This window comes from Ralstonia sp. VS2407, assembly GCF_052950655.1.
Genome location: NZ_JBRFVG010000001.1, coordinates 368,018 through 393,911 on the forward strand (window position 1 = coordinate 368,018; position 25,894 = coordinate 393,911).

Annotated in this window: 24 protein-coding genes; 15 read left to right on the plus strand and 9 right to left on the minus strand. The window is 64.0% G+C overall.

Features of this window, described 5'->3' with window-relative positions; translation table 11 throughout:
- The first annotated feature begins 199 nt into the window (after window positions 1–199).
- Both uvrB and ACU8YE_RS01755 read left to right on the plus strand, forming a co-directional pair.
- Entirely contained in the window at window positions 200–2,290 is a 2,091-nt protein-coding gene (uvrB, locus tag ACU8YE_RS01750; protein WP_232042370.1) for an excinuclease ABC subunit UvrB, read from the plus strand.
- 168 nt (window positions 2,291–2,458) lie between these two features.
- A complete protein-coding gene (locus ACU8YE_RS01755) occupies window positions 2,459–4,543 on the plus strand; it encodes a site-specific recombinase (protein ID WP_446927982.1) in 2,085 nt (694 codons plus the stop codon).
- 10 nt (window positions 4,544–4,553) lie between these two features.
- Here ACU8YE_RS01755 and rbsK read toward each other — a convergent pair whose 3' ends face one another.
- From rbsK to ACU8YE_RS01780, 5 genes are read right to left on the minus strand one after another with little or no spacing between them, the layout of a single operon-like run.
- Complete coding sequence (gene rbsK / locus ACU8YE_RS01760) at window positions 4,554–5,519, minus strand: ribokinase (RefSeq protein ID WP_446927983.1); 966 nt, start codon at window positions 5,517–5,519, stop codon at window positions 4,554–4,556.
- A gap of 37 nt (window positions 5,520–5,556) precedes the next feature.
- Complete coding sequence (locus ACU8YE_RS01765) at window positions 5,557–6,597, minus strand: LacI family DNA-binding transcriptional regulator (RefSeq protein WP_316868684.1); 1,041 nt, start codon at window positions 6,595–6,597, stop codon at window positions 5,557–5,559.
- A gap of 18 nt (window positions 6,598–6,615) precedes the next feature.
- Window positions 6,616–7,623: an ABC transporter permease gene (locus ACU8YE_RS01770; protein WP_232042374.1), complete on the minus strand. Its 1,008-nt coding sequence runs from the start codon at window positions 7,621–7,623 to the stop codon at window positions 6,616–6,618.
- Window positions 7,613–9,193, minus strand: a complete 1,581-nt coding sequence (locus tag ACU8YE_RS01775; protein ID WP_446927984.1) for a sugar ABC transporter ATP-binding protein — start codon at window positions 9,191–9,193, stop codon at window positions 7,613–7,615. The genes ACU8YE_RS01770 and ACU8YE_RS01775 overlap by 11 nt, the downstream gene beginning before the upstream one ends.
- Window positions 9,194–9,222: 29 nt before the next feature.
- Window positions 9,223–10,182, minus strand: a complete 960-nt coding sequence (locus tag ACU8YE_RS01780; protein ID WP_316868687.1) for a sugar ABC transporter substrate-binding protein — start codon at window positions 10,180–10,182, stop codon at window positions 9,223–9,225.
- Window positions 10,183–10,605: 423 nt separating this feature from the next.
- Between ACU8YE_RS01780 and iscR the strand changes: the two genes are divergently transcribed.
- The 9 genes from iscR to iscX all read left to right on the plus strand — a co-directional run bounded on the left by iscR (window position 10,606) and on the right by iscX (window position 16,631).
- Complete coding sequence (gene iscR, locus ACU8YE_RS01785; protein ID WP_232042377.1) at window positions 10,606–11,199, plus strand: Fe-S cluster assembly transcriptional regulator IscR; 594 nt, start codon at window positions 10,606–10,608, stop codon at window positions 11,197–11,199.
- A gap of 73 nt (window positions 11,200–11,272) precedes the next feature.
- Window positions 11,273–12,490 carry an IscS subfamily cysteine desulfurase gene (locus tag ACU8YE_RS01790; RefSeq protein WP_232042378.1) on the plus strand — a complete coding sequence of 406 codons (1,218 nt, stop codon included), beginning with the start codon at window positions 11,273–11,275 and terminating at the stop codon, window positions 12,488–12,490.
- Between the two features lie 61 nt (window positions 12,491–12,551).
- The gene (gene iscU, locus ACU8YE_RS01795) at window positions 12,552–12,953 is read left to right on the plus strand and encodes a Fe-S cluster assembly scaffold IscU (protein ID WP_004635709.1); all 402 of its coding nucleotides are present in this window, start codon (window positions 12,552–12,554) and stop codon (window positions 12,951–12,953) included.
- 26 nt (window positions 12,954–12,979) lie between these two features.
- Window positions 12,980–13,300: an iron-sulfur cluster assembly protein IscA gene (gene iscA, locus ACU8YE_RS01800; protein ID WP_045204421.1), complete on the plus strand. Its 321-nt coding sequence runs from the start codon at window positions 12,980–12,982 to the stop codon at window positions 13,298–13,300.
- A gap of 10 nt (window positions 13,301–13,310) precedes the next feature.
- Window positions 13,311–13,511 (plus strand): DUF3565 domain-containing protein, encoded by a 201-nt coding sequence (locus tag ACU8YE_RS01805; RefSeq protein WP_446927985.1) that lies wholly within the window; start codon window positions 13,311–13,313, stop codon window positions 13,509–13,511.
- Window positions 13,512–13,545: 34 nt separating this feature from the next.
- Window positions 13,546–14,085, plus strand: a complete 540-nt coding sequence (hscB, locus tag ACU8YE_RS01810) for a Fe-S protein assembly co-chaperone HscB (protein WP_446927986.1) — start codon at window positions 13,546–13,548, stop codon at window positions 14,083–14,085.
- A 69-nt stretch (window positions 14,086–14,154) separates the two neighbouring features.
- Window positions 14,155–16,020 (plus strand): Fe-S protein assembly chaperone HscA, encoded by a 1,866-nt coding sequence (gene hscA, locus ACU8YE_RS01815; RefSeq protein WP_446927987.1) that lies wholly within the window; start codon window positions 14,155–14,157, stop codon window positions 16,018–16,020.
- A gap of 46 nt (window positions 16,021–16,066) precedes the next feature.
- The gene (fdx, locus tag ACU8YE_RS01820) at window positions 16,067–16,405 is read left to right on the plus strand and encodes an ISC system 2Fe-2S type ferredoxin (RefSeq protein WP_024976131.1); all 339 of its coding nucleotides are present in this window, start codon (window positions 16,067–16,069) and stop codon (window positions 16,403–16,405) included.
- 31 nt (window positions 16,406–16,436) lie between these two features.
- Window positions 16,437–16,631 (plus strand): Fe-S cluster assembly protein IscX, encoded by a 195-nt coding sequence (gene iscX, locus ACU8YE_RS01825; protein ID WP_446927988.1) that lies wholly within the window; start codon window positions 16,437–16,439, stop codon window positions 16,629–16,631.
- A gap of 79 nt (window positions 16,632–16,710) precedes the next feature.
- On the opposite strand, the gene ACU8YE_RS01830 is transcribed toward iscX, so the two are convergent.
- From ACU8YE_RS01830 to prfB, 4 genes are all read right to left on the minus strand, one after another.
- Window positions 16,711–17,454 carry a glycine zipper 2TM domain-containing protein gene (locus ACU8YE_RS01830; protein ID WP_440076856.1) on the minus strand — a complete coding sequence of 248 codons (744 nt, stop codon included), beginning with the start codon at window positions 17,452–17,454 and terminating at the stop codon, window positions 16,711–16,713.
- 268 nt (window positions 17,455–17,722) lie between these two features.
- Window positions 17,723–19,267 carry a lysine--tRNA ligase gene (gene lysS / locus ACU8YE_RS01835; protein ID WP_316868692.1) on the minus strand — a complete coding sequence of 515 codons (1,545 nt, stop codon included), beginning with the start codon at window positions 19,265–19,267 and terminating at the stop codon, window positions 17,723–17,725.
- 24 nt (window positions 19,268–19,291) lie between these two features.
- Window positions 19,292–20,032, minus strand: coding sequence for an SDR family oxidoreductase (locus ACU8YE_RS01840; RefSeq protein ID WP_446927989.1), 741 nt, complete (start codon window positions 20,030–20,032; stop codon window positions 19,292–19,294).
- Between the two features lie 25 nt (window positions 20,033–20,057).
- A protein-coding gene (prfB, locus tag ACU8YE_RS01845) for a peptide chain release factor 2 (protein WP_139219361.1) occupies window positions 20,058–21,162 on the minus strand; the annotation gives its coding sequence in 2 pieces (ribosomal slippage) (window positions 20,058–21,080 and window positions 21,082–21,162; 1,104 coding nt in all).
- Window positions 21,163–21,342: 180 nt separating this feature from the next.
- Here prfB and pncB point away from each other — a divergent pair.
- From pncB to ACU8YE_RS01865, 4 genes are all read left to right on the plus strand, one after another.
- Window positions 21,343–22,512 (plus strand): nicotinate phosphoribosyltransferase, encoded by a 1,170-nt coding sequence (gene pncB / locus ACU8YE_RS01850; RefSeq protein ID WP_260804258.1) that lies wholly within the window; start codon window positions 21,343–21,345, stop codon window positions 22,510–22,512.
- Window positions 22,513–22,601: 89 nt separating this feature from the next.
- Window positions 22,602–23,321: an LUD domain-containing protein gene (locus ACU8YE_RS01855; protein WP_440816717.1), complete on the plus strand. Its 720-nt coding sequence runs from the start codon at window positions 22,602–22,604 to the stop codon at window positions 23,319–23,321.
- A 141-nt stretch (window positions 23,322–23,462) separates the two neighbouring features.
- Entirely contained in the window at window positions 23,463–24,872 is a 1,410-nt protein-coding gene (locus ACU8YE_RS01860; RefSeq protein ID WP_446927990.1) for a sodium:proton antiporter, read from the plus strand.
- Between the two features lie 19 nt (window positions 24,873–24,891).
- The gene (locus tag ACU8YE_RS01865; protein WP_260804256.1) at window positions 24,892–25,893 is read left to right on the plus strand and encodes a 2-hydroxyacid dehydrogenase; all 1,002 of its coding nucleotides are present in this window, start codon (window positions 24,892–24,894) and stop codon (window positions 25,891–25,893) included.
- The last annotated feature ends 1 nt before the right edge of the window (window position 25,894 follow it).

A 25,894-nucleotide genomic window follows, 5' to 3' on the forward strand; every position in this document is an offset into this window, starting at 1 on the left:
TCGCCTGAAAAATCCTTGCAGAACAGGCGCCTAAAGCGTTTGAACGGCCAGTACAGATGTGCGGGCCCCGCCGTCCAAACGATTGCTCGGGCTGCACGCTACACTAGACGATTGGTTGCAATTGCCGCTGCCGCCCTCATTTTCCGAGGGCGTGCGAGTCACTTTGTCGACTTCCCGCGCTGCCATCCTACCCGCCGCCATGACCGATCTGAGCCAAGTCCCCAGCCCGCACGATGAGTCGAAGTTCGTGACTTTCGAGGGCTCGCCATTCCAGTTGTACCAGCCGTATCCGCCGGCCGGCGACCAGCCGGAGGCGATTCGCCAGCTCGTGGAGAACATTGGCGACGGCCTGTCGTACCAGACGCTGCTGGGTGTTACGGGCTCGGGCAAGACGTTCACCATGGCCAATGTGATCGCGCAGGTGGGGCGGCCGGCCATTGTGTTTGCGCCGAACAAGACGCTTGCAGCGCAGCTGTATTCGGAGTTCCGCGAGTTCTTCCCGCGCAATGCAGTCGAATACTTCGTCTCGTACTACGACTATTACCAGCCTGAGGCCTATGTGCCGCAGCGCGACCTGTTCATCGAGAAGGACTCGTCGATCAACGAGCACATCGAGCAGATGCGGCTGTCGGCCACCAAGAGCCTGCTGGAGCGCCGCGATGTGGTGATCGTGGCCACCGTTTCGGCCATCTACGGTATCGGCAACCCGAGCGAATACCACCAGATGATCCTGACGCTGCGCGCGGGCGACAAGGTCAGCCAGCGTGACGTGATCGCGCGCCTGATCGCCATGCAGTACACGCGCAACGAGACGGATTTCCAGCGCGGCACCTTCCGCGTGCGCGGCGACACGGTCGACATCTTCCCCGCCGAGCACGCAGAAATGGCCGTGCGCCTGGAGTTGTTCGACGACGAGGTTGAGTCGCTGCAGTTGTTCGATCCGCTGACCGGCCGCGTGCGGCAGAAGATCCCACGCTTCACCGTCTACCCGTCGAGCCACTATGTAACGCCGCGCGAGACCGTGTTGAAGGCCATCGAGACCATCAAGGTGGAACTGCGTGAGCGGCTCGATTTCTTCTACAAGGAAAACAAGCTGGTGGAAGCGCAGCGGCTGGAACAGCGCACGCGCTTTGATCTGGAGATGTTGCAGGAGCTCGGCTTCTGCAAGGGCATCGAGAACTACTCGCGGCATCTGTCGGGGGCGGCACCGGGCGAGGCGCCGCCGACGTTGGTCGACTACCTGCCGCCCGATGCGCTGATGTTCCTCGATGAATCGCATGTGCTGATCGGTCAGCTCAACGGCATGTACAACGGCGACCGCGCGCGCAAGGAAACGTTGGCCGAATACGGCTTCCGGCTGCCTTCCGCGCTCGACAACCGGCCGCTCAAATTTGCCGAGTTCGAGACCAAGATGCGGCAGGTGACGTTCGTGTCCGCCACGCCGGGGGATTACGAAAAGAAGACGGCGGGCACGGAAGTCGTCGAGCAGGTTGTGCGCCCGACCGGCCTCGTCGACCCGATCATCGAGGTGCGGCCGGCCACGACGCAGGTCGACGATCTGCTGTCTGAAATCCATGTGCGCGTCGAGGCTGGCGAGCGCGTGCTGGTGACGACGCTTACCAAGCGCATGGCCGAGCAGTTAACTGAGTTCCTGTCGGAGAACGGCATCAAGGTCCGCTACCTGCATTCGGACATCGATACCGTCGAACGCGTGGAAATCATCCGCGACCTGCGCCTGGGCACGTTCGACGTGCTGGTCGGTATCAACCTGCTGCGTGAGGGTTTGGATATTCCCGAAGTGTCGCTCGTGGCGATCCTGGATGCGGACAAGGAAGGCTTCCTGCGCGCCGAGCGCTCGCTCATCCAGACCATCGGCCGCGCCGCGCGGAACGTGAACGGTACCGCCATCCTGTATGCGGATCGCATGACCGATTCGATGAAGAAGGCGATTGGCGAGACCGAACGCCGCCGCGCAAAGCAGATTGCCCACAACGAGGCGCATGGCATTACGCCGCGCGGCGTCGTCAAGCGTATCAAGGACATCATCGACGGCGTGTACAACGTCGACGACGCGCGCGCGGAACTGAAGGCCGCGCAAGAGGCTGCCAAGTACGAGGACATGAGCGAGAAGCAGGCGTCCAAGGAAATCAAGCGCCTGGAAAAACAGATGCTCGATCACGCCAAGAATCTCGAATTCGAAAAGGCGGCGGCGGTGCGCGATCAGCTTGCCAAGCTCAAGTCGCAGCTCTTTGGCGCGAGCGGCGAAGACCATATCGTTCCGGCCGCCTGAACTGCGCGGCCACGTGCATTGTCAGAGGCCCGCTGTCTTGTACAGGGCAGGCGGCGGGTGACTGGAGACACCATTTCAAATCAAGCTCGGGCGCTGCGCGTCGCCTGACTGGGGAACCGGCACGTGCTGCAGCGCTCGACTGCACGCGTTCGCCATCAAGGGAGTTCGATGTTCGATTTTTTGCTCAACCCATGGCGCAAGTGGCGCGCTTCGCGGCACGCCAGCCATCAGCTCGATGCCATCCTTGCCCAGTTCGAGCCGACGCGCAGCCTGGCCGAACGCAATGAATGGCTGATCGAGCTGGGCTACTGGCTGCGCCGCGCGGACCGGCCAGCGGGTGCGGCGTCTGAGTCCTGGCGTTATGCCCGCCTGCGTTATCTGCTGCAGGTGCTGGAGAACAATCCGGCCCTGGCCGAACGCGTCGGGCAGACATTGCGCAGCATCGTGCAGGACAACGATCCCGTATCGCTGCTGTGCGATACGGGGTTGTCTTCACGCTCGGGCTTCTGGAGCGAGCTGCTTGACCGCTGGCAGGCGCGCCTGCTGCCGCCTGCACCAAACCAGCCCCAGCTCGCCACATTGTTTGCACTGCTGTTTGTGGGGCCGACTGATGCACAGTGGGTCGACGGCCTGGACGACGAACTGGTCACGCGCCTTTACGCGCTGTTCCGCGCGGGGATGACGGATGCCGATCACGCAGCCGGCCAGACAAGACTTGAGCGCAGCCTTGGCATCGGCATCCAGATCCTGATCAGCCAAGTCCGTGCGGCGGGTCTGTCGCGCGGTATCCGCAGCCGCATGGACCACGCGGAACTCACCGATTCTCCGTTCTATCTGCTGGCCGACGCTGCAAACGCGATCTTCCTGGAACGCCCCAATACGGAGCTGGCGAGCCCCGAGCGGTTCCTGCAGGAGCTGAACTATTTCCGCGCCGTGCTTGACCGCTGCCGAACGGCGACGGCCAGCGTGTACCAGCATCTGGATGAGAACGGCGTCTCGGTGGAGGTCGTCTTCCAGGTCGAGCGCATGAAGGCGTGGCTGGGCCGCATCGATTTGCTGCTGACGGCGTGGGCGGACACGCAGGGCTCGCGTCGCTTCGTGCATATGACGGCCGAGCTGGTATCGGCCAGCCAGCATCGCCGCAGCGTGGGGTATCTCGTCCGTTCCACGTTTGCCGATCTGGCGCGCAAGGTGGTCGAGCGCTCCGCGGAAAGCGGCGAGCACTACATCACCCGCGACGGCAAGGAATACGGCGCGATGGTCAAGGCAGCAGCCGGCGGCGGCGTCATTACGGCGGCCACGGTGTACATCAAGTTCTTCATCACCGGGGCGCATTTGTCGCGCTTTACCGAAGGGTTGTTCGCGTCGATCAACTATGCGGTCAGCTTTCTCGGCATCCATTTCGCGCATTTCACGCTGGCCACCAAGCAACCCGCCATGACGGCGCCCGCACTGGCGCATCGGCTCGATCAGGTGGGTCGCCAGGAAGGGCTGGACCGCTTTGTCGACGACACAGTTGCCATGATCCGCTCCAACGCGGCGGCGATCGCCGGCAACCTGGTGGCCGTTGCGCCGGTGGCTTTCCTCGTGCAATGGCTGGCCGGGCGGTTCTTCCATGCCGATCTGATTTCGGCCGCGAAGGCGATGGCGACCATCGATTCGTTTTCGATTCTCGGGCCGACGCCGCTGTACGCGATCTTCACGGGTGTGCTGCTGTGGGCCTCAAGCCTGGCGGCGGGGTGGGCCGACAACTGGTTTGCGCTGCACCGAGTGCATGACGTGATTGCCTACCACCGGCGCCTGCGGTTCATGGTGGGCACGCAGGGGGCGCAGCGCATTGCCAGCTTCTGGAAACGCAATCTTTCGGGCATTGTCGCCAACGTATCGCTGGGCTTCATGCTCGGGCTGGGGCCCGAGATCCTGTCGTTTTTCGGCCCGCATATGGAAGTGCGCCACGTCACGCTGTCGACTGGTGCGGTGGCAACTGCCGTGGGCGTGCTTGGCCCCGACGTGATGCATACGGCGCCGTTCTGGCTGGCGGTGGCGGGCATTGCGCTGATGGGGGTGCTGAACGTGCTGGTGTCGTTCGCACTGGCCTTCAATATGGCGATGCGCTCACGCAACCTGCGTGGGGTCGATCGCAAACGCGTGACGGGTGCCGTGTGGCGGCGCATCTTACGGGACCCGCTGTGCCTGCTGGTGCCGCGCGCCCCGACTGCGAGCACGCCGCCCAGCACCAGCACGCCGGCCTAGGTCTAGTGGTCTAGTGGGTTGCGGGCGCGGCAGGCGCGCCCAACTCGCTGCGGAACGGGATGGACGGCTGCGCGCCGAGCCGCGTGACAGACACTGCCGCAGCGGCCTGCCCAAATTCGATGGCTGCAACGGGCATCGCACCCTCTGCCAGCGCCGCGGCCAGCGCGCCGACAAACGTATCGCCGGCAGCGGTGGTGTCGATGGCGTGCGCGGTGGGGGCCGCCATCAGCACGCGCGAATGGGCATCCACGTAGGCAACGCCGCGCGCACCCAGCGTGACAATCACGTGCCGCGCACCTTGCGCATGGAGATCAGCAGCCGCATCCAGCGCAGCTTCGGGCGAATCGACAGTCCGCGCTGTCAGCAGCGCGGCTTCGGTCTCGTTCGGGATCAGGTAATCGCAGGCGGCGATCCATGGCGTGGGCAGTGGGCCGAGGGCAGGTGCCGGGTTCAGGATGACCGTCTTGCCAAGCCGCTGGCCCAGTTTGAGCGCGCATTCCACCGCATCGGGCGGAGATTCCAACTGACAGACGATCACGCGCGCGCGTTCGAACGCGGCACGCTGCGCTTCGATCATCGTTGGCGTCAGCAATTCGTTGGCGCCGGCCACGATGACGATGGTGTTCTGGCCGCTGTTGGCCACGGTCACGCAGGCGATGCCGGTGGCCGCCCCGGCGTGCACCGACACCATCGACGTGTCCACGCCTTCGCGGCGCAGGCCGTCGCGTAGTGCGGTGCCGTATGCGTCGTCACCCACGCAGCCGAGCATGGCGACACGGGCGCCCAGACGCGCGGCTGCTACGGCCTGGTTGGCGCCCTTGCCGCCCGGGATGGTTTCCAGCGCAGGGGCAGCAACCGTTTGCCCGGGCCGCGGCAAGCGTGGCGTGCGGATCACGAGATCCATATTCAAGCTGCCGACGATCAATACGTCGGCAGCGGGGTGCGCAGAAGAGGCGGAAGGGCGCTTGGCCACCATGGCGGGACTACGTTGAAAGCGTGAAAGGAATGCGAGCTCAGGCGGCGCGGGCCGGGCGCTCGGGTTCGGCGGTCGATTCGCGCAAAGACAGGCGCGGCGGCAGCACGATGCGGCGCGCACGCGGCTCTTCCACGGGGTGGCGCAAGGCGTTGTCGCCGAGGTGTTCAAGCAGCGTCTGCGCGGTGGTCTCGCCCAACTGGCGGATCGATTGGCCAACGGTGGACAGGGCCGGATAGACGTAGCGGCTCAGTTCGATGTCGTCAAAGCCCATCACGGACAGCGCCTTCGGGACGGGAATGCCCAGCTCGGCCGCAGCGCGCAGCGCGCCGATGCCCATCAGGTCATTGCCGGCGAAGATGGCCGTGGGCATCTCTCCTTCGGTCAGCAACTGGCGCGCGGCGCGATAGCCGCCGGGGCTGGTGAAATCGCCTTCGGCAATGCGGGCGGCCGCTTCCGGCACGCCGGCTTCGCGCAGAGCGCGGTGGAAACCGGCCAGGCGCTCTGCCGTCACGCTCAGTGACGACGGCCCACTGATGCAGGCGATGCGGCGGTGGCCGAGGTCCAGCAGATGTTTGGTCGCCATGTACGCGCCTTCTTCGTGATCGACCTGCACCTGATCGGCCTGGATGCCTTCGGTCGGGCGGTCGACCATCACGATGGGCAGGGCGGATTCACCAAGCGCTTCCACCAATGCCGTGTCCGGCCCGGCACTGCTGACGATGATGCCGTCGACACGTTTTTCCATCAGCACGCGCAGGTAGTCGCGCTGCTTGCGGGGGTCGTCGTCGGAGTTGCAGAGGATGACGCTGTAGCCGGCGGCAGCGCACACGTCTTCAATGCCGCGTGCCAACTCCGCAAAGTACGGGTTGGTGGCGGTGGGTACGAGCACACCGATGGTGCGTGTAGTGCGATGCTTGAGCGAGCGCGCCACGGCGCTGGGCACATAGCGCGTGGCGCGAATGGCTTCTTCCACGCGCTTGCGTGTCTCGGCGTTGACCGGTCTTGTGTTGTTGATGACGTGCGAGACGGTGGTGAACGAAACTCCGGCCAGTGCGGCCACGTCCTTGATGGTTGCCATGACGATCTCCTCTGTCTCTCAATGTTGCTTGCTGCGGTTGCGCTTGCTGCGATAGGTATCCATGACCACGGCCGCGACGATGACCGCGCCCGTGATGATTCGTTTGGTGGGCTCCGATGCGCCGATCTGCGCAAGGCCCGATTCGAGCACCGAGATGATCAGCACGCCAAACAGCGTGCGCACGACCGAACCGCGCCCGCCCATCAGGCTCGTGCCGCCGATCACCACGGCCGCGATCACTTGCAGTTCCATGCCCACCCCGGCGTTCGGATCAGCCGCTTCCAGGCGCGACACCTGGAACAGCGCGGCCAGGCCCGAGAGCAGCCCCATCAACGCGAACACCGCAATCTTGTAGGGGCGCGGATTCACGCCCGCCAGCCGTACGGCTTCTTCATTCGTGCCGATAGCCACCAGGTAGCGGCCGAACACCGTGCGCACCAGCACGATCTGGCCAACGATCGTGATGACAATCGCAATCAGGAAAGATGGCGCAATGCCCAGTGCGATGGGATTGGCCAGCCAGTCGACCGCGCTGCCGATGTACACCGTGCGCGAATCTGTGAGGCTGTAGGCGAGGCCGCGCGCCATCTCCAACACGCCCAGTGACACGATGAACGACGGGATACCCCAATGCACGGTGACCGCCCCGGTCAACATGCCGGCCGCCGTGGCCAGCACTACGCCCGCCAACGCGGCCGGCAACAAGCCCCAGCCGAACTGGGTCATGGCAACAGACAGTACCGAAGCCGCCAGCGCCAGCACCGAGCCCACCGACAGATCGATCCCTCCGATCATCAGGATGAACGTCATCCCCACGGCCATCACCAGCAGGTCGGGGATCTCGTTGGCAATGGTTGTGAACGTGGGCAGCGAGAAGAACGTCGGTGACAGCGTGCCGAACAACACCAGCATGGCGATCAGCGCAGCGAGCAACCCGCCGATGGTCCCAAGCGACATGCCCAGCGCTGCGCGCGTGCCGGCAGCCGCTGCGGGCGGCGTGGGGGGCAGGGTGGAATCAGAGCGCATCTGCGGTCTCCGAGGGCGATTGAGGTGCACGTGAGTCGGAGTCTCCCGATTCACCGAAAGCGGCGGCGAGCAGGGCATCCTGGCTCCAGCCGTCGCGTTGGAAGATGTGTGTCAGCCGCCCGGCGCGCATGACGCCAATGCGGTCGCACAGTTGCATGAGTTCGCGCAGATCGCTCGACACCACGACCAGCGCCTTGCCTCGCGCGGCCAGCGCGTCGAGCAGCGTATAGATGTCGAACTTGGCGCCGACATCCACGCCTCGCGTGGGCTCATCGAATAGCAGCACGGGGGTGTCGCGCTCCAGCCAGCGCGCAATCGCCACCTTCTGCTGATTGCCGCCTGAAAGTTCACCCACCGGTTGCTCAGGCCCAGCGCAACGGACGCGCAATGCGCCGATGTGTCGCTGCGCCAGCGCACGCTCGCGCGCCGGTTGCAGCCAGCCGCGGCTCGTGACGCTTGGCATGTTGCCCAGCGCGATGTTGGTCGCGATGGGCAGGCTCAGCATCAGGCCTTCGTCCTTGCGGTCTTCAGTGAGCAGGCTGATGCCGTGACGCACCGCGTCGCCAGGCGAGTGGATGCGCGCAGGCGCCAGCGGCGTACCGACTTCGACGGTGCCTGCATCCGCGCGGTCCGCCCCGAAGATCAGCCGCAGCAATTCCGTGCGGCCCGCACCGACCAGACCGGCGATGCCGAAGATCTCTCCTGGCGCCACGTCGAAGCTCACATCGCGCACGGCCGGCGCACGCGTCAGGCCGGTCACCCGCAGCGCAGGTGAGCCGTCGCCGACCCACGGCTCGCGGGCGGCCCGTTGCGATTCGGATGAGGCGGCCACGTCGCGGCCGACCATCGCCTGGATCAGCGCATCCTGCGTGACCGTGGCCGCCGGTGCGTCGGTGACCAGCTTGCCGTCACGCAGCACGACGATGCGATCGGCAATGCGCGCCAGTTCGTCCAGGCGGTGGGAGATATAGACGATCGCCACGCCTTCGCGGCGCAGCGCGTCGATGCGCTCGAACAGCGTGGCGCTCTCGTGCGCGCTCAGCATTGCCGTCGGCTCGTCGAGGATCAGCACCCGGCATGCGCTGGCCAGCGCGCGGGCAATTTCGATCATCTGCCGGTGGCCGATGCCGAGCGTGTGTACGGGCGTCCAGGGATCGAGGTCCAGCCCCACGCGCGCAAGCGCCTGTTCGGCCCGACGGCGCAGCGCAGAACGATCGACAAAACCCAGCCGCCGGGGCAGTTCGCCGAGGAACAGGTTCTCGGCCACCGTCAGCGTCGGCACCATGCTCAGCTCCTGCAGCACCATGCGCACGCCCAGCGCTTCGGCAGCGCTGCGCGAATCGGGTGCGTACAGTGTGCCGCCCAGCGTCATCGAACCCGAGGTCGCCGTCTCCAGCCCGCAGAGGATCTTGGAGAGCGTGCTCTTGCCGGCGCCGTTCTCCCCCGTGAGTGCAAGCACCTCGCCCGCGTGCAGGTCGAGATCGATATCTCGTAGCACGGGGGCGGCGTAGTGCTTGCTGACGGCGGAGACGCGCAGCAGCGGCGGGCGCGGTTCGTAAGCGGCAGACATGGCTGGCGGCGGCTTGCCGGTCTGTGGCGTTACGTGCGCGTGACGAGGTTGACTGGTGTCTCGACGACACCCGACAGCTTCGCCTGCGGCGTCTTGGCGGCCAGCGCCTTCAGGGCCGTCTCGATGCCGTAGACGGCTTGCTGATCGGCGTGCTGATCCGCAGTGGCAGCGACGCGTCCGTCAGCCAGCATGGCCTTGATGGCTTCGATGTTGTCATAGCCGCCAATCATCACCTTGCCCAGCTTGCCCGCTGCGCGCACCGCCGATACGGCGCCGATGGCCATGTTGTCGTTGCCGCACAGCAGCGCCTTCAGGTCAGGCTCGGAGCGCAGCATGGCGGCCGCCACCTTGTTGCCCTTGTCGATTTCCCATTCGCCCGATTGCACCCCCGCGATCTTTAGCTTGGCGGCTTCGGCCGCGTCCTTGAAGCCGGCGGTGCGCTGCTGCGCGTTCGTGGTGGTCGGAATGCCTTCGATGATGCCCACGGCATCGCCGGGCTTGAGCGACTTGGCAACGAAGTCGCCCACGAGTCGCGCACCTTTGCGGTTGTCCGGCCCCACGAAAGGCACGTTCAGCCCTTTCTCCTTGAGCGCCGCCGGGTCCAGCCGGTTGTCGATGTTGATGACGAGAATGCCCGCGTCGACGGCCTTCTTGACCACCGGCACCAATGCCTTGGAGTCGGCTGGCGCCAGCACCAGCGCATCCACACGCGCGACGATCATCTGCTCGACCAGGCGGATCTGCCCGGCCGTGTCGGTTTCGTCGCGAATGCCGTTGGTCAGCAGCGAGTACTCCGACGCATGGTCCTTCTGATGCTTACGGGCGCCGTTCTCCATGGTCAGGAAGAACTCATTGGCGAGCGACTTCATCACCAGTGCCACTTTGGGCGGCTGGTTGGCGGCGTACGCCAGCGAAAACGGGAACGGCAGAGCAGCAGCTACGGCAGAGCCCACGCCCATTTTCAGGGCGCGGCGACGGCGGATATCCATGGTGTCTCCTCCAGGAAGAGGCCTGTCTGGGGCGGGTGGATGCGGGCGTCGTTGCCGCTTCATGCCGTAAGGCATTCCTAAGGGCAATCGCGCCTCGCTCTTCGCAAACGTTTGCGTATCTGACAGTCTCGGCTACCGCGTAACAGAAGTCAACAGAATTGCGCTTTACACCGCATAAGGAAAAACCCGTAGTGACGCCGCCTGCGCGCTTTGCGCGCCAGTTGCATTGCGGGAGTGGCGTGATAGCCCTATCGAACGTGGTTGATTGTTTTAGTCCACAATACGGCCTGCCGCGTGGTCACCCCGTTTTTCGGGCGCCGCAAATCCCCTTGCTGCGACGCGGAATCCCCCGACGCCTTAGTTGACCGATTTTGTCGGGTTCCTTTATACTTGAGCAAAACGATCAGGTATTTCCCCGACGCCATGAGATTGACCACCAAAGGCCGCTTCGCGGTCACCGCCATGATTGACTTGGCGCTGCGCCAAGAGCAGGGTCCGGTCACGCTGGCTGGCATCAGCCAGCGTCAGAAGATTTCGCTGTCGTATCTGGAGCAGCTGTTCGGCAAACTGCGCCGCCACGAAATCGTGGAAAGTGTGCGCGGGCCGGGCGGCGGCTACAGCCTCGCGCGCCGTGCCGGCGACGTGACCGTTGCCGACATCATCATCGCCGTGGACGAGCCGCTGGACGCCACCCAGTGTGGCGGAAAGGGCAACTGCGGCGGCGAAGAGCATGTCGGCGGTCACACGGGCCGCTGCATGACACACGACCTGTGGGCCACGCTCAATCAGAAGATGGTCGAGTATCTCGATTCGGTGTCGCTGCAGAACCTGGTCGATCAGCAACGCGAACGTCAGCCGGAAGTGATCCAGGACATGCGTGAAGCGCGTCCGGCGCGCCGCGAACGTGCGCCGACACGCGCACGCGCGGTCGATACGCCCGCCGCCACGTCGGTGGCCGCAGAGCCGGTCAAGCGAGCGCCGCTGGTCAACTCCGTTTTCAGCCTGGCGCAGTCGTGATTGCGTCGGCGTGAGGCTGGCCAAGACGCCAGCCCACACAAGAACATCGCCCCCCACACAAGGCAGACAAGATATGAGCACCCCGCAACTTCCCATCTACATGGACTATTCCGCGACGACGCCGGTGGATCCGCGCGTGGTCGACAAGATGATCCCGTACCTGCGTGAGAGCTTCGGCAACCCTGCTTCGCGCAGCCACCCGTTTGGGTGGGAAGCAGAGAAGGCTGTCGAGACCGCGCGCGAGCAGGTTGCAGCGCTGGTGAACGCCGACCCGCGCGAAATCGTCTGGACGTCCGGTGCTACCGAGTCCGACAACCTCGCCATCAAGGGCGCTGCCAACTTCTACAGCAGCAAGGGCAAACACATCATCACCGTGAAGACCGAGCACAAGGCTGTGCTGGACACGACGCGTGAGCTGGAGCGCCAGGGTTTCGAAGTGACGTATCTGGACGTGAAGGACAACGGCCTGATCGATATCGAAGTCTTCAAGCAAGCCATTCGTCCCGACACCATTCTTGCGTCGGTGATGATGGTGAACAACGAAATCGGCGTCATTCAGGACATCGAGCAGCTTGGCGAGATCTGCCGCGAGAAAGGCGTGATCTTCCACGTCGATGCCGCGCAGGCGACGGGCAAGGTGGGCATCGACCTGCAGAAACTGAAGGTCGACCTGATGTCGTTCTCGGCGCATAAGACGTATGGGCCGAAGGGCATCGGTGCCCTGTACGTGCGCCGCAAGCCGCGTATCCGCATCGAAGCGCAGATGCACGGTGGTGGCCACGAGCGCGGCATGCGTTCGGGCACGCTGGCCACGCACCAGATCGTAGGCATGGGCGAAGCCTTCCGCATCGCCAAGGAAGAAATGGCGACCGAGAACGAGCGCATTCGCATGCTGCGTGATCGCCTGTATCGCGGCCTGAACACGATGGAAGAGGTGTACGTGAACGGCGACATGGAAGCCCGTGTACCGCACAACCTCAACATCAGCTTCAACTTTGTCGAAGGCGAGTCGCTGATCATGGCCATCAAGGACGTCGCCGTGTCGTCGGGCTCGGCCTGTACGTCGGCATCGCTGGAGCCGTCGTACGTGCTGCGCGCCCTGGGCCGCAACGACGAACTGGCGCACAGTTCGATCCGTTTCACGGTTGGCCGCTTCACCACGGAAGAAGAAGTGGACTACGTGGTCGAACTGCTCAAGAACAAGATCGGCAAGCTGCGCGACCTGTCTCCGCTGTGGGAGATGTACAAGGACGGCGTGGATCTGAACAGCATTCAATGGGCGGCGCACTGAGCGCGGCGTTTGACGAAAAATGGGCGCCCCCGCGCCAGCCAACGATTGAAAGAGGTGTGAAATGTCTTACAGCAACCAAGTTCTGGACCATTACGAAAACCCCCGCAACGTCGGTTCGTTCGAGAAGGGCGACGACACGGTCGGCACCGGCATGGTGGGCGCGCCGGCTTGCGGCGACGTGATGAAGCTGCAGATCAAGGTCAACGAGCAGGGCGTGATTGAAGACGCAAAGTTCAAGACCTATGGCTGCGGTTCGGCCATCGCTTCGTCGTCGCTGGTGACGGAGTGGGTGAAGGGCAAGACGCTGGACCAAGCGCTGGAGATCCGCAACACGGCCATCGCTGAAGAGCTGGCCCTGCCGCCCGTGAAGATCCACTGCTCGATCCTGGCCGAAGACGCCATCAAGGCGGCTGTGGCCGACTACAAGGAAAAGCACGGTTCGGCCGAGCAGAAGGCTGCTTGAGCCCGTTTGGATAGAAAGGACGCAGCATGATCACCCTGACCGACAAGGCCGCGCAGCACGTTTCCCGCTACCTTACCCGCCGCGGCAAGGGCGTGGGCCTGCGCGTGGGCGTGAAGACCACGGGCTGTTCGGGCTTGGCATACAAGCTCGAATATGCGGATGACATCGCCGCCGAAGACCAGGTCTTCGAATCCAACGGCGTCAAGGTGATCGTCGATCCGAAGAGCCTTCCGTACATCGACGGCACCGAGCTGGACTATGCACGCGAGGGCCTGAACGAAGGGTTCCGCTTCAACAACCCGAACGTGAAGGACGAGTGCGGCTGCGGCGAGTCGTTCCGCGTTTGAGCGGGGCACATTGAAGCAGGCGATTGTCGGTTTCGAGCGGGACGAGGAGGGCCACTGGGTCGCCCGTCTCGCTTGCGGACACGGGCAGCACATGCGCCACGATCCGCCTTGGCAGTTGCGGCCCTGGACAGAAAACGAAGCCGGGCGCGCCAGCAAGATCGGCGTGGTTGTGGAGTGCCTGAAGTGCGATCGGGGTGAACCGGTCGAATGAGGATCACGAGGCGGCGCTGCCGCTTTTTTTATTCATGAATTCCGGCTTGTCAGCGAACACGACGCATTTTTCCCTCTTCGGTCTGCCCGAGCACTTCGAGGTCGACGACGACGCGCTGAACGCCGCCTATCGCACCGTGCAGTCGCAGGCGCATCCCGATCGCTATGCCCACGCAGGCGATGCCGAACGCCGCGTCGCCATGCAATGGGCCACGCGCGCCAATGAGGCATATCAGACGCTGCGTGACCCGCTCAAACGGGCGACGTATCTGCTGCACCTGCGTGGTGTCGATGTGCAGGCCGAAAACAACACGGCTATGCCGCCCGCGTTCCTGATGCAGCAAATGGAATGGCGCGAAGCGCTGGGCGACGCCAAGGTGGAGCGCAACGTCGATGCGCTGGACGATCTGCTTGGCATGCTGCGCAAGGAAAAACGCGCGCGTTATCAGGCGCTGTCCGGCCTGCTCAATGGCGAGGGCAACACCGCAGCCGCGGCGGATGCCGTGCGCCAATTGATGTTCATCGAAAAGATCGAACGCGATACCGCCGAGGCCATCGACCGGCTGGAAGACTAGAACCCAGAATTTGCGACAATGTTGGGTTTGCCTCGGCAGGCAGCCCATTCGCGCAATCGAGACATCCCCATGGCTTTACTGCAGATTTCCGAACCTGGCGAATCGCCCGCACCTCACCAGCGCCGTCTGGCGGTGGGCATCGACCTGGGCACGACCAACTCGCTGGTGGCTTCGGTGCGCAGCAGCGTGCCGGAAGTGCTGCCCGATGATCAGGGCCGCCCGCTGCTGCCCTCCGTGGTGCGCTATCTGGCCACGGGCGGTGCGCATATTGGCTATAAGGCCCAGGCCGAAGCCGTGCGTGACCCGAAGAACACCATCATCTCGGTCAAGCGTTTCATGGGGCGGGGCCTGAAGGATGTCGCCCACATCGAGAATACGCCGTACGACTTTGTCGACGCGCCAGGCATGGTGCAGTTGAAGACCGTGGCCGGCGTGAAGAGCCCGGTGGAAGTGTCGGCGGAGATTCTCGCCACGCTGCGCCAGCGCGCCGAAGACACGCTCGGCGACGAGCTCGTCGGCGCCGTCATCACCGTACCCGCGTACTTTGACGATGCGCAGCGCCAAGCTACCAAGGACGCCGCCAAGCTGGCCGGCCTGAACGTACTGCGCCTGCTGAACGAACCGACCGCCGCGGCCATCGCCTATGGCCTGGACAATGGCTCCGAAGGCATCTACGCGGTCTACGATCTCGGTGGCGGCACGTTCGACATCTCCGTGCTCAAGCTCACCAAGGGCGTGTTCGAGGTGATGTCGACGGGTGGCGACTCCGCGCTCGGCGGGGACGATTTCGACCAGCGCATCGTCTGCTGGATCGTCGAGCAAGCCGGTCTGCAACCGCTGTCTGCCGAAGACACGCGCCTGCTGCTGAACAAGGCACGCGCTGCCAAGGAGTGGCTCTCCACCGCCGACAGCACCGAGATTGACGCGATGCTCTCCACCGGCGAGACCGTGCACCTCGTGCTGACTGCAGAGGCCTTTGCCGACCTGACGGCCAACCTCGTGCAGAAGACGCTGTCGCCGGTGCGCCGCGCACTCCGCGACGCGGGCGTGACGGTCGACGAAGTGAAGGGCGTGGTGCTGGTCGGGGGTGCGACGCGCATGCCGATCATCCGCCGTGCAGTCGGCCAACTGTTTGGTCAGACGCCGCTCACGAACCTCGATCCCGACCAGGTGGTCGCCATTGGTGCGGCCATGCAGGCCAACCTGCTGGCCGGTAACCGTGCGCCGGGCGAAGACTGGCTGCTGCTCGACGTGATCCCGCTGTCGCTGGGCGTTGAGACGATGGGCGGCCTCGTCGAGAAGATCATCCCGCGCAACAGCACGATTCCCGTCGCGCGCGCACAGGAATTCACCACGTTCAAGGACGGTCAGACGGCCATGGCGATCCACGTGCTGCAAGGCGAGCGCGAACTGGCGAGCGATTGCCGTTCGCTGGCGCGTTTCGAGTTGCGCGGCATCCCTGCAATGGTGGCCGGTGCCGCGCGTATTCGCGTGACGTATCAGGTGGATGCTGACGGTTTGCTGTCGGTGTCGGCACGCGAGACGGTGTCGGGCGTGGAAGCGTCGATAGCAGTGAAGCCGTCGTACGGTCTGGCCGATGACGACGTCGCCCGCATGCTGCAGGAAGGTTTCCAATCTGCCGAAGACGACATGCGCCGTCGTGCGCTGGCCGAAGAGCGCGTTGAGGGCGAGCGCTTGCTCGAGGCGCTGTCGCAGGCGCTGGCGGCCGATGGCGATCTGCTGTCGCCCGAAGAGCGCGCCGCCATCGACACCGAAATTGCCACGCTGCGCACCACCATGCAGGGCGAAGACCACCGCGCCATCAAGGACGCCGTGGATGCCCTGTCGCATGGCACTGACGAATTCGCTGCGCGCCGCATGGACCGCGGCATTCGCAAGGCGCTCGCCGGCAAACGTATCGAGGAGCTCGGCTGATCGCCGATCGCATCCCCTAAAACACCCTTATCGATCGAGTTTTTTCATGCCACACATCGTCGTTCTTCCTCACGTCGAATACTGCCCGGAAGGGGCCGTGATCGAAGCCAAGCCCGGCACGACCATCTGCGACGCGCTGTTGGGCGCCGACATCGAGATCGAGCACGCATGCGAGAAGTCGTGCGCCTGCACGACCTGTCACGTGATCGTGCGAGAGGGTTTCAATTCGCTGGAAGAGGCGACCGAGAAGGAAGAGGATCTGCTTGACAAGGCCTGGGGCCTGGAGCCGAACTCGCGCCTGTCCTGCCAAGCCAAGGTGGCGGATACGGACCTGACCGTCGAGATCCCGAAGTACACGATCAACCACGCCAAGGAAAACCACTGAGCCAAGCGGCCAGCGGAGGAGGGAGCCCATCATGAAATGGAACGACATCCAGCGGATCGCGGAAGCGCTGTACGACAAGTACCCCGACGTCGATCCGACGCGGCTGAACTTTGTTGACCTGCATAACAAGGTTGTCACGCTGGAAGGCTTTGACGACGACCACAAGCGTGGCGGCGAAAAGTTTCTCGAGGCCATCCAGCAGGCGTGGATCGACGAAGCGGAATAAACGCGTAGCCTCCAACGCGTACGCATGAAAAAACCGGCCCGAGGGCCGGTTTTTCTTTTGGGTCGAAGGCGACGGCGGATTAGCCAGCCACCAGCGTACCGTTCTCGATATGGACGCGTTCGCCTGCCTGGAAGCCCGGTGCAGCCTTGTACGTGAAGCTGCGGTTCGTACCGTTGTCCATGCGCACGTTCACACGGTATTGGGTGTCGCGGCTGTAGTAGTTCTCCGCCACATGGCCACCGTAACCGCCTGCCACCGCGCCGCCGACCGTCGCAAGCGTACGGCCATTGCCGCGCCCAATCTGGTTACCCAGCAGCCCGCCCACCACCGCGCCACCGATCATGCCGAGGCCTGTTTCCTTGCCTTGCGTTGTGATCGGCGTGACCGACGTCACATGGCCGGCATAGGGGCTGGCCGACTGGCGCGGCTGTGTTTGCGCGTAGCTGGGGCTGGTGGACGGCGCGCGTTCAGCGTACGACGGTTCACGGGCTCGCGCCGGAGCAGGCGCAACGTTCTGTGCCGGATACGGAGCGGCCTGATTCGGCTGCGTCGTCTGGCCCGGTGCGGCCAACGCCATCGGGGCCGAAGCGCCCGGCATGGCGGCTGCAGATTGCGCAGCCACATTCGGGTCGGTGCTGCCCTGCGTAGCCTTCGATGTCGGCAGCACGCCGGTGATGGCGGCCACAGCGGTCAGGCTTGCGATGATCACGGCCACGGCCGCCGTGGTCATCAGCGGATGCATCCGTCGTGACGACGACGGCACCTGACCCGGCGATGCGCCACCGTATTGTTGACCTTGGTTCGGTTGGATGTTGTTCGTCATCTTCGTTCTCCTACGGCCCGTGATTGGTTCGTTGTTCGGCCCTTCGACGATCACAGTGTGGTCCATCGCCCAAACGGATGCCGTTTTAATTTGTAAGCATCTGTACTCAGATTTTTCCCTTAAAAATCAGGCGCTTGGCGGACTTTGATACACAGTGTGGAAGCGCAACGATGTTACAAATAGCGGGGTGGGCGCGCGTTTTGCGCCGGCGCGGGCAATAAAAAAACGCCCTGAAAGGGCGTTTTTCCAAGGCGATCGTCCGAGCCGATCAATCTTCGCGGCGCAGGTGCGGGAAAAGGATCACGTCGCGGATGTTCGGGCTGTCGGTGAGCAGCATCACCAGGCGGTCGATGCCGATGCCGCAGCCGCCGGTCGGAGGCATGCCGTATTCCAATGCGCGGATGTAGTCGGCGTCATAGAACATGGCTTCTTCGTCGCCGGCGTCCTTCTGTTCGACCTGCTTGCGGAAGCGCTCGGCCTGGTCTTCCGGGTCATTCAGTTCGGAGAAGCCGTTGGCGATTTCGCGGCCGGTGATGAACAGCTCGAAGCGCTCGGTGATGCCGGGCAGCGTGTCGGAGCCCCGTGCCAGCGGCGACACTTCGACCGGGTAGTCGATGATGAACGTCGGCTCCCACAGTTGCGATTCGGCGGTTTCTTCAAACAGCACGAGCTGCAGCGTGCCAACGCCGGCGTTCAGGAATTGCGGCGCGTTCGTGTCGATCTTGAACTTCTTCAGCTCGGCGCGCAGGAAGTCGACATCGGCAAGTTGCGCGTCGGTGTATTGCGGCGCGTACTTCTGGATCGCTTGGCAGATGGTCAGGCGATGGAACGGCTTGGCCAGATCCAGCTCGCGGCCTTGATAGGTGAGCGTGGCGGTGCCCGAGGCGTCGATGGCGGCCTGGCGGATCAGTTGCTCGGTAAAGTCCATCAGCCAGCGGTAGTCCGTGTAGGCCGCGTAGAACTCCATCATCGTGAACTCGGGGTTGTGTCGCGGAGACACGCCCTCGTTACGGAAGTTGCGGTTGATCTCGTACACACGCTCGAAACCGCCCACGATCAGGCGCTTGAGGTACAGCTCCGGCGCGATGCGCAGGAACATCTGCATGTCCAGCGCATTGTGGTGCGTGATGAACGGCTTGGCTGCCGCGCCGCCCGGGATCGGATGCAGCATCGGCGTCTCGACTTCCATGAAACCGTTGCCGGCCATGAAGTTGCGCAGCGAGGCCATGGCCTTGGTGCGGGCGCGGAACGTGTCGCGCGTTTCCTTCGAGACGATGAGATCGACGTAGCGCTGGCGGTACTTCTGTTCCTGGTCGGCCAGGCCGTAGTAGTCGCCCGGCAGCGGGCGCAGGCTCTTCGAGAGCAGGCGCAGCTCCGTCACCGCCACCGACAGTTCGCCGGTCTTCGTCTTCATCAGCGTGCCGCGCGCAGCCACGATATCGCCCAGGTCCCACTTCTTGAAGCTGGCGTAGACGTCTTCGCCCACGGCGTCGCGGCTGATGTAGAACTGGATGCGGTCGGTGGCGTCCTGCACAGTGGCAAAGCTGGCCTTGCCCATCACGCGCTTGAGCATCATGCGGCCGGCGATGGCCACCTGCACCGGTTCGGCTTCGAACGCAGCCTGTTCCAACTCGCGGTATTTCGCTTGCAGATCACCGGCATGGTGCGTCGGGCGGAAATCATTGGGAAACGCGACGCCTTGCTGGCGGATCTCGGCAAGCTTCTCGCGGCGCTCGGCGATGATCTTGTTGTCGTCCTGCGCCGGCATGGCGGCCGCGGTGTTCGATTCGGCCGGGTTGTTCTGTTCGGTCATGATGGTGATGAGAGGAATGTCGGTTCAGGCGATGTTGCGCAGGTCGTCCAGCTCGGTCGCGCCAAAGTCGGGGCGGACGAGGTAGGCGGCGATGCGCGCAGCGGCGTCTTGCGGCGAGACCAGCTCGCCATGCGCGTGCAGATCGCGGAAGCGCTGCACGCCGGCAAAGTCGGCGCCACGGATGGTGCGTTGCATGTCGGTGTCGATCACGCCCGGGGCAAGCGCCACGGCGCGCACACTGGCGTCGCCATCGGCGTTGATGGCGCGCACAAACATGTCGAGCCCTGCCTTACCCGTGCAATACGCGGCCCAGCCGGCGATCGGCCGGCGCGCTGCGCCCGACGAGATCGCCAGCACACGGCGCTGCGCGTTCCACGCGGCGGTGCCGCGCAGCAGGGCAGCGGTCAGCGCCATCGGGCCGGCCAGGTTCAGCTGCAGGTGCGGCAGCAGCGTATCGGCACGCAGCGTGTCGATGGTGCCGATCGGCTCGACCGCGCCGGCGTTGAGCACCAGCGTCACGTTGGCAAAGGCGGGCAGGGCGGCAAGCGTCTTGGTCATCCACGCCTCGGCGGCATGCGCGTCGGACAGGTCGACCTGGTGCCAGTCGAGTGTCACGCCGGCGGCTGCCGCCTGCGCGCGCAATTCGGCGTTATCGCCGCGTGCCACGCAGATCAGGCGGCGACCGGGCTGCATCAGCGCCTGGGTCAGCGCGGCGCCCAGGCCGCGCGAGGCACCGGTCAGGATGAACAGGGACGTGTCGGACATGGCAGTCGCTCGGGTTTGGCTCGGATCAGACGCCTTGCTTCAGGCTGGCCTGAATAAACGGGTCGAGGTCGCCGTCCAGCACCTTCTGCGTGTTGGAGATTTCCACGTTCGTGCGCAGATCCTTGATGCGGCTTTGGTCCAGCACGTAAGAGCGGATTTGATGGCCCCAGCCCACGTCCGTCTTGGCGGCTTCCTGTGCGTCGGCAGCGGCCTGACGCTTGCGCAGTTCGTGCTCGTACAGGCGCGACTTCAGCATCGTCATCGCTTCGGCACGGTTGCGGTGCTGCGACCGGTCGTTCTGGCACTGCACGACGATGCCGGTCGGGATGTGCGTAATCCGCACGGCCGAGTCGGTCTTGTTGATGTGCTGACCGCCCGCGCCCGAGGCGCGATACGTGTCGACACGCAGATCGGCCGGGTTGACCTCGATCTCGATCGAATCATCGACTTCCGGATACACGAAGATCGACGAGAACGACGTGTGGCGCCCGCCCGCCGAGTCGAACGGCGACTTGCGCACCAGGCGGTGCACGCCGGTCTCGGTGCGCAGGAAGCCAAACGCGTATTCGCCCTCGACCTTGATCGATGCGCTCTTGATGCCGGCCACGTCGCCTTCGGACTCTTCCAGCACTTCGGTCTTGAAGCCCTTGCGCTCGCAATACTTCAGGTACTGGCGCAGCAGCATCGACGCCCAGTCGCACGCTTCGGTGCCGCCGGCGCCGGCCTGGATGTCGATGAAGCAGTTGGCAGCGTCCATCGGGCCGGAGAACATGCGGCGGAATTCCATGTCTTCGACAATGGCGCGCATGCCCGCGGTGTCAGCCTCGATGGCTTCGATGGTGTCGTCGTCACCCTCCTCGCGGGCCAGCTCGAACAGCTCGGCGCCGCCGGTGAGGTCTTCGTCGAGCTTGGTCAGGGCCAGTACGACGGTTTCAAGCGACTTCTTTTCGCGACCCAGCTCCTGGGCGCGTTTGGGATCGTTCCAGACCTCGGGGTTCTCGAGTTCCTTGTCGACTTCAACTAGACGTTCAGATTTGACGTCGTAGTCAAAGATACCTCCGAAGGTCGTCGGCGCGCGACTTCAGGTCGGCCAACGTGTTCTGGACGGCATTGAGGCGTTCTGCTTCCATGGTGCAAAAATCCGGTCGGAAACCGGAAATTATAGCGGAATCAAGGGGTTTTCCGTCCGGTTGGAACCTCAAAACGGCCATTTTCCGGGCCGTGGACCGGGATTTGTGTGAGTGCCGCAGGCGTACCGCGTGGCTTCGGTTAGCATGACGGGCAGTTCATATGGCTTTTGGCGCCGTCCGATGATCATCCGCTCGCTGCTCGATACCGATCTGTACAAGTTCACGATGATGCAGGTGGTTCTGCATCACTTTCCCGGTGCGCACGTTGAATACCGCTTCAAGTGCCGTAACGCGGGCGTCGATCTGGTGCCGTTCATTGACGAGATTCGCACGGAAATCCGCCACCTGTGCACCCTGCGCTTTACCGATGCCGAGCTCGATTACCTGCGCGGCATGCGCTTCATCAAGAGCGATTTCGTCGATTTTCTCGGCCTGTTCCATCTCAACGAGAAGTACATCGACGTGCGCCCGGCTGCCAGCAACGACGGGCAAATCGAGATCGTCATCGCGGGGCCGTGGCTGCACACGATCATGTTTGAAGTGCCGGTCCTGGCCATCGTCAACGAGGTGTTCTTCAGCCGCACGCAGACGCACCCGCAATGGGAGGAGGGCAAACGCCGCCTGACCGACAAGCTGGCGTCGCTCAAGCGCCCCGGCCTGGAAGAATGCCGCATTGCCGACTACGGCACCCGCCGCCGCTTCTCACACACCTGGCACGAGCATGTGCTGCTGGAGACGCGTGCGCAGCTCGGCGCCCAATACGCGGGCACCAGCAACGTCTACTTCGCCATGAAGCACGGCATGACGCCGCTTGGCACCATGGCGCATGAGTATCTGCAGGCCTGTCAGGCACTCGGCCCGCGCCTGCGCGATTCCCAGACCTTTGCGCTGGAAACCTGGGCCAAGGAATATCGCGGCGACCTCGGTATCGCGCTGTCGGATACCTACGGCTTTGACGCCTTTCTGCGCGATTTCGACATGTTCTTCTGCAAGCTCTTCGACGGCGTTCGGCACGATTCCGGCGATCCGTTCGAGTGGGGCGAGCGCATGCTCAAACATTACGAGGACATGCGCGCCGAGCCGAAGTCCAAGGCGCTGATCTTCTCCGACAGTCTCGACATGCCCAAGGTCATCGGCCTGTATGAGCGCTTCCACGGCCGATGCAAGCTGGCGTTTGGCGTGGGGACCAATCTGACAAACGACCTGGGCTACACGCCGCTGCAGATCGTCATCAAGATGGTCCGCTGCAACGGCCAGCCGGTGGCCAAACTGTCGGATGCGCCTGAGAAGACCATGTGCGACGATCCGGCCTACCTCACGTATCTGAAGCAAGTGTTTGGTGTGCAATAAGGCTCACGCCCGCGCCGAATAAGTTTCAACGGCGTAGGCGGATCGTGCTGAAAGCGGCTCGTATAATCGACCGATCTTTCGGAGCCGCCATGGAATCACAACCGGACACCCCCGTCGATCCGCTCGACACCAGCCGCGCACGCGATGCCATCTTTGCGCGCATCCGCAACGCGCAGCATCGTCCCGCGAAACCGACGCAGGGTGAGCGCGACGCCGTGGCGGACTACCTCGCGCGCCATCCTGCCGGCCCGCGCCCGCCAATGCCTGAGGATCTCGCCGCGCATTTCGCTGAGCAGGCACTGAAGATGGCCTCGACGCTGGATACGGTGGACGCGCTATCCGACGTGCCGGGCGCTGTGGCTTGCTATCTGGCCGGCCTTAGCCTCAAGCCTCAGGCGGTGGCCTGGACCACCTTGCAATCGCTGGACTGGGCGGCTGCGGGCATCGACATCGAATTCCGACCGCCCGTGCGTGAGGCCCAAGCCGATCTGGAACACGGCGATCTCGTTGGCATTACGGGTTGCTTCTGCGCGATTGCCGAGACGGGCTCGCTGATGCTGCTGTCGGGGCCGGAGAACGTCGCCTCCACGGCGCTGCTGCCCGAGACGCATATCGCCGTGGTGCCGCAGTCGCGCATCGTCGCCAATCTGGAAGACGCCTATACGCTGATGCGTGCGGAGCGGGGCGAGCTGCCGCGCGCCACCAACGTCATCAGCGGCCCATCGCGCACGGGCGATATTGAGCAGACCATCGTGCTCGGCGCACACGGCCCGTATCGCGTGCACGTGATTGTGGTGACGGCTGCCTGAGACAGCGTTCGGGGCTCCTTGCTGCATCAAACCTCTGTGGATGTTTGGGGGCCGACAGACCTCTGGCGTTTACACTGGCGTCTTTGTTTGTGTGGCGCGGCCGCATTTGCGGTGTGCGCCCGCGATTAGGAGAACGCCTACGTGAAACGCCTCTGGCCCCTTGTCTTCCTGTTTGTCTGTGGCCTGGCGCGCGCCGCTGATGTGAGCGGTGCTGAGTTGCATCTGTTATGGGGTGTGCCGTTTGCGGGCATCCTGCTCTCGATTGCCATTGCACCGCTCGTCGTGCCCAAGCTATGGCACGACCATTACGGCAAGATCGCGGCGGCGTGGGCCTTGGCGCTTCTGGTGCCGTTCGGTATCGTGTTCGGCTCTGACGCGGCCATCGCTTCCGTCAATCATGCCGCCCTGGCTGAATACATTCCCTTCATCGCGCTGATCGCCGCTTTGTACGTTGTTGCAGGCGGTATCTGCATTCGCGGCAACCTGCACGCTACGCCAAAGCTCAATACGGGCTTGATCGCGCTTGGCACGGCCCTGGCCAGCATCATGGGGACCACCGGTGCAGCCATGCTTTTGATCCGGCCATTGCTGCGCGCCAACGAGGCACGCCGGCATCGCGCACACGTCGTCGTGTTCTTCATCTTTCTGGTGGCCAATGCCGGTGGGGCGCTTACGCCGCTGGGCGATCCGCCTCTGTTCCTGGGCTTCTTGCAGGGCGTCGAGTTTTTCTGGACCGCGCAACATCTGTGGCGCCAGACGTTGACGATGTGGGTGCTGCTGCTGGCGATCTTCTTCGTCATCGACAGCTACTTCTATCACACGGGCAAGGAAGAACTGCCCAACATCACTGATGCCACGCCGGATGATGCGGGCCCGTTGCGCTTCGAGGGCAACGTCAACTTTGTGCTGCTGGCGGGCATTCTTGGACTTGTGCTGATGAGCGGGCTGTGGAAGCCCGGCATCGTCTTCTACGTGATGGGCACCGAGGTGCTGTTGCTGAACGTGGTGCGTGACATCGGGTTGGTGGCCATCGCGCTGCTTTCGTTGTGGCTAACCCCGACAAGCGCACGCGCCGGCAATGAGTTCAACTGGGAGCCCATCTTGGAAGTCGCCAAGCTGTTCGCCGGCATCTTCATCACGATCGGGCCGGTGATCGCCATGCTCAAGGCCGGCGTGGACGGCCCGTTCGCGGGCATCGTCCATCTCGTCAACGACAGCGCGGGTCAGCCGAACAACGCGATGTACTTCTGGGCGACGGGGTTGCTGTCTTCGTTCCTCGACAATGCGCCGACGTATCTTGTGTTCTTCAATACCGCCGGCGGCGACGCGCGCATGCTGATGAGCGAGGGCGCCTCCACGCTGGCCGCCATTTCCGCCGCGGCCGTGTTCATGGGCGCCAACACTTACATCGGCAACGCGCCCAACCTGATGGTCAAGGCCATCGCCGAAAGTCGCGGCCTGCGGATGCCGAGCTTCTTTGGGTACATGCTGTGGTCCATTTGCATTCTCGTGCCGATTTTCGTTCTGATGACCTTCGTCTTCTTCCGCTAACCAAACGTGTGTTGAACGTATGAAACCCGGAATCCTTGTCACCCGCGCGATGTTTCCCGAAGTGCTTGAGCGCTTGCGCGAGACCTTCGACGTGATCGACAACCAGGCGGACGTTGCTTATCCGCCCGAAGCGCTGGCCGAGCGTCTGCAAGGTCGCGTTGGCCTGCTGTCCAATGCCGCCGACACGATCAACGCTGATCTGATCAGCCGCGTGCCGACGCTGCGTGCGGTGTGCAACATGGCCGTCGGCTACAACAACTTTGACCTCGCGGCGATGACGCGTGCAGGCATCCTGGCGACCAACACGCCCGACATCCTGACCGAGACCACCGCCGATTTCGGCTGGGCCTTGCTGATGGCCGCCGCACGCCGCGTGTCCGAATCCGAACGCTGGCTACGTGAGGGGCATTGGAAGCGCTGGACTTACGATGCCTTCCTCGGGGCCGAGGTGTATGGCAGCACGCTGGGCATTCTTGGCATGGGCCGCATTGGCCAGGCGCTGGCGCGGCGTGCAAGCGGCTTCTCGATGCGCGTGATCTATCACAACCGCAGCCGCCTTTCGCCCGAAGTCGAACAGGAGACGCGCGCCACGTACGTCAGCAAGGACGCGCTGCTGAAACAGGCGGATCACCTCGTGCTGGTGCTGCCGTATTCCAAGGAAAGCCACCATGCTATCGGCGCCGCTGAGCTGGCACAGATGAAGCCGACCGCTACGCTGGTCAACCTCGCGCGCGGCGGCATCGTGGATGACGCGGCATTGGCGCAGGCGCTGGCGGACAAGCGCATCTTCGCGGCCGGCCTAGATGTGTACGAGGGCGAGCCGAAGGTGCATCCGGCGTTGCTGGACGCCGAGCACGTTGCGCTCACGCCGCACATTGCCAGTGCCACCTTGGGCACGCGCCTGGGCATGGCCAACCTGGCGGCTGACAACCTGATCGCTGCACTCGGCTTCGGCCCGCACGCAGGGCAACCGCCCAACTTGTTGAACCCGGATGCGCTGGCGCAGCGCGCGTCCTCCTGAC